This window comes from Bradyrhizobium sediminis (assembly GCF_018736105.1).
Classification (GTDB): Bacteria; Pseudomonadota; Alphaproteobacteria; order Rhizobiales; family Xanthobacteraceae; genus Bradyrhizobium.
In genome coordinates this window covers 2,365,607-2,378,372 of record NZ_CP076135.1, presented here as the reverse complement: position 1 = coordinate 2,378,372, position 12,766 = coordinate 2,365,607, and the positions used below count along the sequence as shown (strand labels likewise).

Here is a 12,766-nt window from a genome sequence, read left to right as displayed (position 1 = left end):
TGCCGAAATCCCTTGGTATTAGCGATGCCGTCTTCACCGATGCGGGCGGTCGAATTTCGCGCAACGTCGTCGATCGGCGGGCTGCAGGCTGCCTGCAGCCCGCCGATTTCGTTCAACGATAGATGCGCTTCAACTGCCGTTCGGCAATTGCGATCGCGCCGGCGGCGGTCTCGCGGCCGGTGCAGTAGTTGGCGAACATGTCGACCACCAGGAAGTCGGCGATCGCGGTTGCCGCCTTCTCGCCGGGCGTACCGATGCCGGAAGCGGGAAGCGAGCGCTTGCTGGCCTGGCTGAACACCTGGTTCTTCGGGTCGGCGGTCCAGACCGGCGAGTTGTCGTAGGCGTTGAGCGTGTGGGTCAGATAGCCGCGCGCGCCGCTCAGCCACTTGTCGTAGTTTTCCTTCTCCAGCATGAAGGCAACGAAGGCTTTCGCCGCGTTCGGATACTTGGTGAAGTTGAATGCCAGGATCGGAACCGTGAGCTGCAGTTCGGTCGGCTTGCCGATCGGCCCGACCGGATACAGCGCGTGATAGGTATCCTCGGTAAGTTCCTTCTTGGTCGGATCGTCCTTGGCGGCGACGTAGATCGAGATGCCGTTGGCGGTGCAATAAAGTTCACCCGACAGGAACGCCTTGTTGTTGGAGCCGTCGTTCCACGACGCGGTGCCTGGAATGAAGGTGTCGGACAGCGCCTTGGTGTATTCCAGCGCCTTCACGGTCTCCGGCGAATTGATGATGACCTTGTCGTTCTTGTCGACCGTGTAGGCGCCGTGGCCCCACAGCATCCAGTGCAGCCAGCCGTTGGCATCGCCCGAGGCATGACCGAGCGCCATGCCGGCCGGCGTGTTGTTCTTCTTGAGCGCCTTGCACAATTCGAGGAAACCCGCGAAGTCCTTCGGGAATTCCTTGAAGCCGGCCTTTTCCATCGCCGATTTGCGGTAGGTCATGTAGCCGCCGATGGTGGCGACGGGAATGCCGAGCCAGTCGTTGCCCTGCTTGCAGGTAACGGCGGCCGCACTGGTCCATCCGCCATACTTCTTGCCGAGATAGTCGGCGACGTCGTTCATCTTCAGCACTTTGGTCGGGAATAACTGCGGCAGCGTGTGCAGGCCCCATGCGAGATCAAGACCCTGCCCGGTGTTGGCGGCGACGGAAGCCTTCGGCTGTACGTCCTCGAAGGACTCGCTGAAGACGTTCATCTCGGTGCCCGTGGCGGTCTTGAAGGCTGCGACCATGGCGTTGAAGGCATCATCCTCGGCCGGCACGAAGCGCTTCCAGCGCATCACGGTGAGCTTGGCGCCCTTCTCCGGCTTCCATGGCGATGCCTGCGCCCAGGCCTTGGCAAAATCAAGAAGAGCCGGCCCGGTAAGTGCGCCGGCCGCGGCAAGCGCGGTGCCGCCCTGAAGCAAAGTGCGGCGGGTAAAGTCTTGCATAGTCGATCCTCCCTTTTGAATTTGATTATGTCTTTAGGCGTTCAGTCGCTTCCCGGTAGTCTCGTCGAACAGATGCACGAGCGTTGGATCCGGCTTCAACCGGATCTTGTCGCCCGGATTGAATTGATGCCGCTCGCGGAATACGGCGACGACCTGTTCGCCGCCGAGTTTGGCGAAGACCTGGGTTTCCGAACCGGTCGGCTCGACCACCACGATCTCGGCCTCCGCACCATCGTCCGCGATGGTGAAGTGCTCAGGCCGGATGCCGTATACCGCGGGCCGGCCTTCGGAATTGGCGGGCGCCGAGGCGAGCGGAAGCTTGACCCCGTTCGGCCCCTCGAACCCGGCGGTGCCGTTCGACTTCACCTTGCCTTTGAGGAAATTCATCGCCGGCGAGCCGATGAAGCCGGCGACGAACTGGTTGTCCGGCTTGTCATAGAGCTCGAGCGGTGTGCCCATCTGCTCCACGATGCCGTCGTGCATCACCACGATCTTGTCGGCCATGGTCATGGCCTCGATCTGGTCGTGGGTGACGTAGACCGTCGTGGTCTTCAGCCGCTGATGCAGTTCCTTGATTTCGGTGCGCATCGCGACGCGCAGCTTGGCGTCGAGGTTGGACAAGGGCTCGTCGAACAAGAAGACCTGGGGGTCGCGCACGATGGCGCGGCCCATCGCCACACGCTGGCGCTGCCCGCCGGACAATTGCCGCGGAAAGCGATCGAGCAGCGGCGTCAGGTCAAGGATTTCCGCGGCGCGCTTGACGCCGGTGGAAATTTCGTTCGCGTTCGCGCCGCGCAGCTTCAGCGAGAATCCCATATTGTCGGCGACCGTCATATGCGGATAGAGCGCATAGTTCTGGAACACCATCGCGATGTCCCGCTCCTTGGGCTGGACATTGTTGACGACCTTGTCGCCGATCGAGATCGTACCGGAGGTGATGTTTTCGAGGCCGGCGAGCATCCGCAGCAAGGTCGACTTGCCGCAACCGGAGGGGCCGACCAGAACCACGAAGGCGCCGTCCTCGATCGGGATCGTCACACCGTGCAGGACCTCAAAGCCGCCAAACGACTTCCGCACGTCGCGAATCTGCACCGACGACATGTAATTCCCTCCATGTTTCCCGGCATCGTACAGCGCGAGCCGTCGCTGCTCTGTTCTCAACTTCGACGCGGACGTCGAACCTGATTGGGCATTGTCTGCAATTCAAATATCATTAGCAATCCGGTGGTAGCGCTGTCAATCTTTGTTCAATTGCCGGAATTGTTGTGGTATGAGCGCATCATGGAACGGAAACGGGCGAAGTCTGGCGAAATCCGGCTCACAGAAGTTGCCAAACTTGCGGGGGTAAGCCCGATCACCGCTTCGCGATTTTTCAGAAATCCCGAAGCGCTGTCGATCAGCAAGCGGGAACGGGTGGCGAGCGCGGCAAAGGAACTGGGTTACGTGCCGAACCTCGCGGCGCGTGCGCTCGCTTCGCAGCGCACCGAAGTCATCGGCGTTCTGATCCCGTCCCTCACCAACAACGTGTTCTCCGACGTGCTGCGCGGCATCTACGACGCCTCGGAGGGCAGCCGCTACAGCATCCAGCTTGCCAATACCCGCTACAGCATCCTGCAGGAGGAAAAGCTGCTGCGGCTGTTCCAGGCGCAGAAGCCGGCCGGATTGATCGTGACCGGCATCGACCAGACCCCGGAGTCCCGCTCGGTCATGGAGGCCATGAACTGCCCGATTGCGCAGATCATGGAAATCGGACCCGACCCGGTCGACATGATGGTCGGGTTTTCGCATTATGATGCAGCCTTTGCAGCGGTTTCTCACCTTATTTCGCAAGGTTTTCGGCGCATCGGGTTTCTCGGCGCGCAAATGGATCCGCGCATGCAGCGCCGACTGCAGGGCTACCGCGATGCGATGAAGGCGGCCTCGCTGTTCGACCCGCGCAACATCGTTACCACCCCCGTGCCGACCACCGTGACGCTGGGCGGTACGCTGATCGCCGACCTGCTCCTGAGGACGCCCGACATCGAGGGGATCGTCTGCGTCAATGACGACATCGCGCTCGGCGCGCTGTTCGAATGCCAGCGCCGGCATATATCCGTTCCCGAAGACATGGCGATCGTCGGCTTCAACGACCTGGAGTTCATGGCCTCGGCCGTCCCCTCGCTCACCAGCGTCAGAACCAACCGCTACGAGATGGGCCGGCGCGCCGTCACCATGGTGACGGCCGCGATCGACGGTAATCGCCCACCGGAGCCGGTCATCGATCTCGGTTTCGAACTCATGGTCCGCGAAAGCTCGTCGGCACGGAGCGCTTGAGGACCCGATACTACCGTCCCCGATCAAATCAGCGTGGCAGAAGAAAATGGTAGCGCTGTCTTTTCGACGCCGTTAGAGTTGAATCTCTGAAAACTCGGTCCGGGAAATGCCCGGCTTTGCAAAAGATGCATCTCGACGCGTGGTGCGAGCCACTGCCGCGCGCTAGGCTGCATAACAAGAATGCTACTCGCGGAGGAAACAACAATGAACAAGCCGCTCACCGGCGTCACCAGGCGCAAGCTCCGCTCCAGCGAGTGGTTCAACAACCCGCACAATCCCGGCATGACCGCGCTCTACCTCGAGCGCTATCTCAATTACGGCCTGACCCGGCACGAGCTGCAATCCGGCAAGCCGATCATCGGCATCGCGCAGACCGGCAACGACCTTTCGCCGTGCAACCGCCATCACCTCGAACTGGCGCATCGGGTCCGCGAAGGCATCCGCGCCGCCGGCGGCATCGCCATGGAATTCCCGATGCACCCGATCCAGGAGACCGGCAAGCGCCCGACCGCGGCGCTCGACCGCAACCTCGCTTATCTCGGTCTCGTGGAAGTGCTGTTCGGCTATCCCCTCGATGGCGTGGTGCTGACCACCGGCTGCGACAAGACCACCCCCGCCTGCCTGATGGCGGCGGCAACGGTGAATATCCCGGCGATCGTGCTGTCGGGCGGGCCGATGCTCAACGGCTGGCACAAAGGCCAGCGCACCGGTTCCGGCACCGTAGTCTGGAAAGCGCGCGAGGAGCTTGCCGCAGGGGATATCGACTACGAGGAATTCATGAACATCGTGGCCTCCTCGGCGCCGTCGGTCGGCCACTGCAACACTATGGGCACTGCCTCCACCATGAATTCGCTGGCCGAAGCGCTCGGCATGTCGCTGCCGGGCTGCGCCGCCATCCCCGCCCCCTATCGCGAGCGCGGCCAGATCGCCTACGAGACCGGCATGCGCATCGTCGGGATGGTGTGGGAGGATCTGAAGCCGTCCGACATCCTCACCCGCAAGGCGTTCGAGAACTGCATCGTCGTCAATTCGGCGATCGGCGGCTCGACCAACGCGCCGATCCACATCAACGCGCTGGCCCGCCATATCGGCGTCGAGCTTTCGATCGACGACTGGCAGAAACACGGCCACGACGTTCCGTTGCTCGTGAACATGCAGCCGGCCGGCTTCTATCTCGGCGAGGAATATCACCGCGCAGGCGGCGTGCCGTCGGTAGTGCGCGAATTGATGGCGCACCAGCGCATCCATGAAGACGCCATGACCGTCAACGGCCACACTATGGGCGACAATTGCCGCGAGGCGCCGAAGCCCGATGGCGACGTGATCTGGTCTTACGACAAGCCGCTGGTGAAGGACGCCGGCTTCCTGGTGCTGCGCGGCAATCTGTTCGATTCCGCGATCATGAAGACCAGCGTGATATCCAAGGAATTCCGCGACCGCTATCTGGTCAACCCGAAGGATCCGAACGCCTTCGAGGGCCGCGCAATCGTGTTCGAGGGCCCGGAGGATTATCACCACCGCATCGACGACGCTTCGCTCAATATCGACGAACACTGCATCCTGTTCGTTCGCGGCACCGGTCCGATCGGTTATCCCGGCGGCGCCGAGGTTGTGAACATGCAGCCGCCGGCGGCGCTGATCAAACGCGGCATCCTGTCGTTGCCCTGCATCGGCGACGGCCGCCAGTCCGGCACCTCCGGCTCGCCCTCGATCCTCAACGCCACGCCCGAAGCCGCCGCCAATGGCGGGCTCGCAATTCTCAGGACCGGCGACAAGGTCCGCATCGATCTGAACAAGGGCAGCGCCAACATCCTGATCGGGGATGACGAGGTGAAGCAGCGGCACGCCAAGCTCAAGGCCGACGGCGGGTTCAAATATCCGGCCAACCAGACGCCGTGGCAGGAAATCTACCGCTCGACCGTCGGCCAGCAGTCGACCGGCGCCTGCATGGAGCTCGCGACCCGCTACCACGACATCGCCGGCAAGGTCGGAGTGGCGCGGGATAATCATTGAACTCAATCGTCATTGCGAGGAGCGAAGCGACGAAGCAATCCAGGCTTCCTTTCTGCGGCAGCAATGGATTGCTTCGCTGCGCTCGCAATGACGGATAGCAACTCAGGCTGAATTCCAGGGAGATTTGAATGTCAGACCGCCTCAAGGGCAAGCGCGCCTTCGTGACCGCCGCCGCGGCCGGCATCGGCCGCGCCAGCGCAATCGCCTTCGCGCGCGAAGGCGCCACGGTGTTCGCCACCGACATCGACGAGAAGGGCCTCGCCGCGCTCAAGGCTGTAGGCATTGCGGAGGTCGCAAAACTCGACGCGCGCGACACCGCCGCCGTTACCGCGATGGCAAAACGCGCAGGCCCTGTCGACATCCTGCTCAACGCCGCCGGTTTCGTGCATCACGGCACCGTGCTCGACTGTTCCGACGAGGACTGGGATTTTTCCTTCGACCTCAACGTCAAATCGATGCACCGGACCATCCGCGCGTTTCTGCCGGGCATGCTGGAAAGCGGCCGCGGCTCGATCGTCAACATCTCCTCGGCCGCCGGCGTGTTCAAGGCCGCGCCCAACCGTTACGTCTATGGCGCGACCAAGGCCGCGGTTGCGGCCTTGACCCGCGCGGTCGCGGTCGACTTCATCACCAAGGGCATCCGCTGCAATTGTATTTGCCCCGGCACCATCGAGACGCCGTCGATGTTGAACCGCGCCGCCGCCGCGGGTCCGCAAGGCCGCGAAATGTTCATCAGCCGGCAGCCGATGGGCCGGCTCGGCACCGCAGAGGAAATCGCGTCGCTCGCGGTCTATCTCGCCAGCGACGAAAGCGCGTTCACCACCGGCGTCGCCCACATCATCGACGGCGGCTGGACGCTTTGACGCAACCCTCATCCCTGCGTAACGGCTTCGCCGTTATCGCTGGAGGAGCCGCGCTTTGCGCGGCGTCTCGAAGGATGGGCCACGGGCCTCATGGTTCGAGACGCGCAAGAGCGCTCCTCACCATGAGGAATATCAAGTGAAAGGATTTTTTTCATGAACAAGATCGATCTCAACGGCCGCTGCGCCGTCGTCACCGGCGGCGCGCAGGGTTTCGGACGCGCCATTACCGAGCGCTTCGTCTCCTCCGGCGCCAAGGTCGCGATCTGGGATCATGACCAGCCGTTCGCCGAGAAGACCGCGAAGGAGATCGGACCGGCCGTCACCGCCTTCAAGGTCGACGTGTCCGACCTCGCTGCGGTCGAGAAGGCGCGCGACGCCACGCTGGCCGCGTTCGGCAAGATCGACATTCTCGTCAACAACGCCGGGATCGCCGGCATCAACAAGACGGTGTGGGAAACCGACCTCGAGGAATGGCGCAAGGTGCTGCGCATCAATCTCGACGGCCCCTTCATCTGCTGCAAGGCGATCGCGCCCGCCATGATCAAGCAAGGCTACGGCCGTATCGTCAACATCGCTTCCATCGCCGGCAAGGAGGGCAACCCCAACGCCGCGCACTACTCGGCCTCGAAGGCCGGCCTGATCGCGCTGACGAAATCGCTCGGCAAGGAACTCGCGGCGCACGACATCCTCGTCAACGCGGTGACGCCTGCCGCCGCCAGGACCGCGATCTTCGACCAGATGACGCAGCAGCACATCGACTTCATGCTGTCGAAGATTCCGAAGGGACGTTTTGTTCTGGTGGAAGAACTCGCCGCAATGGTGGCGTGGCTGGCGTCGGAGGATTGCGCCTTCTCCACCGGCGCGGTGTTCGACATTTCCGGCGGCCGGGCGACGTATTAGCTCCAGCCTCATGGTGAGGAGGCGCCCCTCCCGGCAGCGCTTTTGCGCTGTCCGGTGCGCCGTCTCGAACCATGAAGAACACGTACCACTCATCCTTCGAGACGCGGCGAAGATGCCGCTCCTCAGGATGAGGTCAGTGAGGACGCCATGACCAGAGAAGGCGGATGTCTGTGCGGTGCGGTCAGGTTCAGGGCGGAGGGCGAGCCGCTCAACGTCCGCGTCTGCCATTGCCGCAATTGCCAGAAGGCGATGGGCTCGCCGTTCTTTGCCCGCGCGCTGTTCGACCAGCGGGCGCTTTCGGTCGAGGGCGAGACGGCGCGCTATCCGTCGTCGGAGGCGCTCGACCGGGTGTTCTGCAGGATTTGCGGCACGAGGCTGTTTTCCCGGCGCACCAACGGCACCGTGGTAGGCGTCGCGCTGGCGGCCTTCGACGACCGCAACGCCTTTGCGCCGGCCGAACACATCTGGGTGTCCGAAAAAATGGACTGGGTGAAGCTCGACGACGGGTTGCCGCAGTATAAGGGGACGGTTCTCCCGTAGCTCGTCGTGGCAAGAACGCCTCACACGAAATTCATGATAGCCTGATTTCGCGAAGCAACACGAGTCGAGGCCCCCTGGATTGAACATCTCCCTTTACGACATCTCGGTCTGGGTGCTGCCGCTCCTCATCGCCATCACCTTTCACGAGGCTGCCCATGGCTTTGTCGCGCACCGTCTCGGCGACGACACCGCCTTCCGGCTCGGCCGGGTCAGCTTCAATCCGCTGAAACACATCGATCCCTTCGGCACGGTGATGTTGCCGGCTATCCTGCTGTTGTCCCACTCCCCGTTCCTGTTCGGCTACGCCAAGCCGGTGCCGGTGAATTTCCGGGCCCTGAAACATCCCCGGCTCGACATGGTCTGGGTGGCGCTGGCGGGCCCTGCGACCAACATCCTCCTCGCTCTGGCCGCGGCGGCGGCATTCCACGCCCTGCCCCTCGCGCCGGCGAATTCGGCGCAGTGGATCGCCGACAACCTCAAGAATTCGCTCGTCATCAATGTCGCGCTGGCGGTGTTCAACATGCTGCCGATCCCGCCGCTGGACGGCGGGCGGGTCGCGGTCGGGCTGTTGCCGAACGTACTGGCCTACCCGCTTTCCCGGCTGGAGCCGTACGGAATGCTGATTTTGATCGGGATTCTGATCGTTCTGCCGCTGGCCGGCTCGCAGTTCGGTCTAAATCTTGATGTTATTTCAACGATACTGCGAACATCGACCGGCACGATCATACGATTACTTCTCGTATTGACCGGCAATCTGTAGTCCAATCCGCCCAGGGAAATGCCGACAAGGGCTGAGGCCATTTTGATTAAAGCTGCCGACATGCTGATCGCGCGACGCGCCGATACCAGGGCGCGCGCGGATTTTGCCACCTGGAAGATGCTGGCCAAGTTAAACGGCACCTCCTCCTTGCCCGAGGAAGCCCAGAGCTTCCTCGCCGGCTACCGGACCCTGCTGGAGAAGATGGCGGAAGCGGAGGCGACGGAAGTCACCATCCAGCTCATCTACCGCAGCTATTACGCCGAGATGGGCGGGGCCGGCGCACCGCCCGATGTCAGGACCCACAAGGACGGTCCGGTGACCGACAATGTGACGGCGTTCCGGCGGCCGGTGCCGAGGCCGGCCAGAGCCGCCGGCGGTCCGCGGGCAAAGCCGCGGCTTCCGGTGGCGCTGATCTTCGCCTGCCTCGTCGTCGTCTATGTCGGCCTGCGATATTTCTGGCGCTGAGACGGACGACGCGCTCGGCTCAGGTCCGGCGATTGCGCGAAGACGATCCCGGGCTGTGCCGCTCGCGCAACGCGTCGGCGGAGAGACGAACCACCTCGGAAATCTGCAGGAGCTGTTTGGTTAGAGGACTTGTCTTGCGCCAGACCATGCCGATGGTTCGCGAGGGTTGCGGGTTCTTGAAGCGGGCGACCGACACCGGCGCCGAGCGTGTCTCCACCGCCACTGCCATTTCCGGGATCAAGGTGACCCCGATCCCGGCGCCGACCATTTGAACCAGTGTAGACAGCGAACTCGCGTCCAGCACCTCCCGCGGCGGCGACGATTGCATGCCGCAGAACGACAGCGCCTGATCGCGAAAACAGTGCCCCTCTTCCAGCAGAAGCAGCCTCAATTCGCGCAGCTTTTCGCTGCTGGGCACCGGCGTTCCCTCATCCCCGCCGGGCCGGACCAGCAGAAAATTTTCCGAAAACAAGGCGACCTCCGTCAGCGAAGGTTCGGACACCGGCAGGGCAACGATTGCGGTGTCGAGCCGGCCTTCCGCGAGCTCTCGTATCAGCTTCTGCGTCAACGCCTCACGTATGTGAATGTCGAGTTCGGGATGCGTTCGGGTGAGGTTCCCGATCACCGTCGGCAGCAGATAGGGTGCAATCGTCGGGATCATGCCGATGCGCAGCCGGCCCACAAGCCGGTCCCGCGACGCACGCGCGAAGTCTCCCAGTTCATCGACGGAGCGCAGGATGTCGCGGACGCGCTGGGCGACGTCTTCCCCGAACTTGGTAAGCCCGACTTGTCGTGCGCCCCGCTCGAGCAGCACGCCGCCCAGATCTTGCTCCAGTTCCTTGATCTGCATCGACAAAGCCGGCTGCGAGATCGCACATGCCTCCGCCGCGCGTCCGAAGTGGCAATGACGTGCCAGCGCATCGAAATAGCGAAGTTGCCTGAGGGTAGCATTGTTCATCAGGTAAAGTTATCGTGGCAATCAATAAAGTCAACTTTACCTGATGGCTTGCGTTGCCTAGAAACACGGAACAGGGTGGCCACCATGCAAACCACCACGGGAGAGAATTATGGATGACAAAACCAAGTGCCCGTTCACGGGGACCCGCGCACATACCAACCGTGACTGGTGGCCGAGCCAGTTGAACCTTCAGGTTCTCCACCAGCACTCCACTTTGTCCGATCCGATGGGCGAAGCGTTCGACTACGCCAAGGAGTTCAAGAGCCTCGACCTCAATGCCGTGATCAAGGACCTTCATGCCCTGATGACGGACTCGCAGGAATGGTGGCCGGCCGACTTTGGCCACTACGGGCCGTTCTTCATCCGGATGGCGTGGCATAGCGCGGGCACCTACCGCATCGGCGATGGCCGCGGCGGCGCCGGAGCTGGCCAGCAGCGCTTTGCGCCCCTCAACAGTTGGCCGGACAACGTCAACCTCGACAAGGCCCGCCGGCTGCTGTGGCCGATCAAGCAGAAGTACGGCCGGAAACTATCCTGGGCCGACCTGATGATTCTCGCGGGCAACGTCGCCCTCGAGTCGATGGGATTCAAGACGTTCGGTTTCGGCGGCGGCCGCGCCGACGTCTGGGAGCCCGAAGAGGACATTTACTGGGGCGCCGAAGGCAAGTGGCTGGCGGACGAGCGTTACTCCGGCGACCGTGACCTTCAGAATCCTCTCGCCGCCGTGCAGATGGGTCTGATCTACGTCAATCCGGAAGGGCCGAACGGCAATCCGGATCCGCTCGCTGCGGCGCGCGATATCCGCGAGACGTTTGCGCGCATGGCGATGAACGACGAGGAGACCGTCGCGCTCATCGCCGGCGGACACACGTTCGGCAAAACCCACGGCGCTGCCGATCCGGGCAAGTATGTCGGTCCCGAGCCCGAAGCCGCCTCCATCGAGGACCAGGGTCTTGGCTGGAATAACAGCTATGGAAGCGGCAAAGGCGGTGACACGATCGGCAGCGGCCTCGAAGTCATCTGGACCACGACGCCGACGAAGTGGGGCAGCAACTTTTTCTGGAACCTGTTCGGCTACGAATGGGAACTGACCAAGAGCCCGGCCGGTGCGCATCAGTGGAAACCGAAACATGGAGCAGGCGCCGGTACCGTGCCGGATGCGCACGACCCGTCGAAGCGTCATGCGCCATCGATGCTGACTACCGACCTCGCTTTGCGGTTCGACCCTGCCTACGAAAAGATCTCGAGGCGCTTCTACGAGAATCCGGATCAGTTCGCTGACGCGTTTGCGCGGGCATGGTTCAAGCTGACCCACCGCGACATGGGCCCGGTCGTGCGTTATCTCGGCCCGCTGGTTCCGAAGGAACAGCTGGCGTGGCAAGACCCGATCCCCGCTGCGGATCATCCTTTGATCGGTGAGCAGGACATTGCGGCTCTGAAGGCGAAGATCCTCGCGTCCGGGCTGTCGGTGTCCCAGCTCGTCTCGACGGCCTGGGCGTCAGCCTCGACGTTCCGCGGCTCCGACAAGCGCGGCGGCGCCAACGGAGCGCGCATCCGTCTCGCACCGCAGAAGGATTGGGGCGTCAACCAGCCGGCTCAGCTGGCGAAGGCGCTCTCGAGCCTCGAAGCGATCCAGAAGGAGTTCAACGCCGGCGGAAAGAAGGTCTCGCTTGCCGACCTGATCGTTCTCGGCGGCTGCGCAGGCGTAGAGAAAGCCGCGAAGGGCGCCGGGCACGACGTCAAGGTTCCCTTCACACCGGGGCGCATGGACGCGTCGCAGGAGCAGACCGATGCCGACTCCTTCGCGCCGCTCGAACCGACCGCTGACGGGTTCCGCAACTATCTCCACGGCAAGCAGCGCTTGTCCGCCGAGGAGCTGTTGGTGGATCGGGCGCAATTGCTTACGCTGACGGCGCCCGAGATGACGGTTCTGGTCGGTGGCCTGCGCGTCCTGGGCGCAAATGCCGGCAAGTCCACGCACGGCGTCTTCACCAAGCGGCCGGAGACGCTGACCAACGACTTCTTCGTCAACCTGCTCGACATGGGCGCGCAATGGCAGCCGGCCGCCGGCTCCGAAGGCGTGTACGAGGGGCGCGACCGGAAGACCAACGAGGTCAAGTGGACCGCCACCCGGGTCGACCTGATCTTCGGTTCGCACTCGCAGCTGCGCGCTCTTGCGGAAGTCTATGCGTGCGCGGACTCGAAGGAGAAGTTCGTGAAAGACTTCGTGGCGGCCTGGAACAAGGTGATGAACCTCGATCGCTTCGATCTTGCCTGATCCCGGCGGGAAGCTCTCCAGGGGCGCAGCCGCGCCCGCTACGGAAGAAAAGCTGAGCTGACGTCACCACGTCACGCGATCAAAATGCCCGGCGAGCGATCGCCGGGCATTCTTGTTCGAGGATGGCAGCGCCCCCTTTCGCGCCGGGTGCGTCTTCAACCGAAACGCCCTAACCGGAAACGTGTTACGGTCGTATCGAAGCGTAGAAAGGACAGCTGGCCTGTCCCACACCGACACCTCCGCC

General features: G+C 63.0%; 11 protein-coding genes. 8 read left to right on the top strand and 3 right to left on the bottom strand.

Going from position 1 to position 12,766, the window contains the following annotated elements; all coding sequences use genetic code 11:
* Positions 1-112 precede the first annotated feature (112 nt).
* On the bottom strand, positions 113-1,432 hold the full coding sequence (locus KMZ68_RS11230; RefSeq protein WP_215615829.1) for an ABC transporter substrate-binding protein: 1,320 nt from the start codon (positions 1,430-1,432) through the stop codon (positions 113-115).
* 33 nt (positions 1,433-1,465) lie between these two features.
* Positions 1,466-2,533 carry an ABC transporter ATP-binding protein gene (locus KMZ68_RS11225; RefSeq protein ID WP_215615828.1) on the bottom strand — a complete coding sequence of 356 codons (1,068 nt, stop codon included), beginning with the start codon at positions 2,531-2,533 and terminating at the stop codon, positions 1,466-1,468.
* 180 nt (positions 2,534-2,713) lie between these two features.
* Between KMZ68_RS11225 and KMZ68_RS11220 the strand changes: the two genes are divergently transcribed.
* The 7 genes from KMZ68_RS11220 to KMZ68_RS11190 all read left to right on the top strand — a co-directional run bounded on the left by KMZ68_RS11220 (position 2,714) and on the right by KMZ68_RS11190 (position 9,286).
* On the top strand, positions 2,714-3,745 hold the full coding sequence (locus tag KMZ68_RS11220) for a LacI family DNA-binding transcriptional regulator (RefSeq protein WP_215615827.1): 1,032 nt from the start codon (positions 2,714-2,716) through the stop codon (positions 3,743-3,745).
* Between the two features lie 204 nt (positions 3,746-3,949).
* Positions 3,950-5,758 carry an IlvD/Edd family dehydratase gene (locus KMZ68_RS11215; protein WP_215615826.1) on the top strand — a complete coding sequence of 603 codons (1,809 nt, stop codon included), beginning with the start codon at positions 3,950-3,952 and terminating at the stop codon, positions 5,756-5,758.
* Positions 5,759-5,886: 128 nt separating this feature from the next.
* Complete coding sequence (locus tag KMZ68_RS11210; protein WP_215615825.1) at positions 5,887-6,621, top strand: SDR family oxidoreductase; 735 nt, start codon at positions 5,887-5,889, stop codon at positions 6,619-6,621.
* 153 nt (positions 6,622-6,774) lie between these two features.
* Positions 6,775-7,521 carry an SDR family NAD(P)-dependent oxidoreductase gene (locus KMZ68_RS11205; RefSeq protein ID WP_215615824.1) on the top strand — a complete coding sequence of 249 codons (747 nt, stop codon included), beginning with the start codon at positions 6,775-6,777 and terminating at the stop codon, positions 7,519-7,521.
* A 147-nt stretch (positions 7,522-7,668) separates the two neighbouring features.
* Positions 7,669-8,061, top strand: coding sequence for a GFA family protein (locus tag KMZ68_RS11200; protein ID WP_215615823.1), 393 nt, complete (start codon positions 7,669-7,671; stop codon positions 8,059-8,061).
* Positions 8,062-8,140: 79 nt separating this feature from the next.
* Positions 8,141-8,821, top strand: a complete 681-nt coding sequence (locus tag KMZ68_RS11195) for a site-2 protease family protein (RefSeq protein ID WP_215615822.1) — start codon at positions 8,141-8,143, stop codon at positions 8,819-8,821.
* 60 nt (positions 8,822-8,881) lie between these two features.
* Positions 8,882-9,286, top strand: coding sequence for a hypothetical protein (locus tag KMZ68_RS11190; RefSeq protein WP_215616286.1), 405 nt, complete (start codon positions 8,882-8,884; stop codon positions 9,284-9,286).
* A gap of 19 nt (positions 9,287-9,305) precedes the next feature.
* Here KMZ68_RS11190 and KMZ68_RS11185 read toward each other — a convergent pair whose 3' ends face one another.
* Positions 9,306-10,244 carry a hydrogen peroxide-inducible genes activator gene (locus tag KMZ68_RS11185; protein WP_215615821.1) on the bottom strand — a complete coding sequence of 313 codons (939 nt, stop codon included), beginning with the start codon at positions 10,242-10,244 and terminating at the stop codon, positions 9,306-9,308.
* 109 nt (positions 10,245-10,353) lie between these two features.
* Between KMZ68_RS11185 and katG the strand changes: the two genes are divergently transcribed.
* Positions 10,354-12,522 (top strand): catalase/peroxidase HPI, encoded by a 2,169-nt coding sequence (gene katG, locus KMZ68_RS11180; RefSeq protein WP_215615820.1) that lies wholly within the window; start codon positions 10,354-10,356, stop codon positions 12,520-12,522.
* The last annotated feature ends 244 nt before the right edge of the window (positions 12,523-12,766 follow it).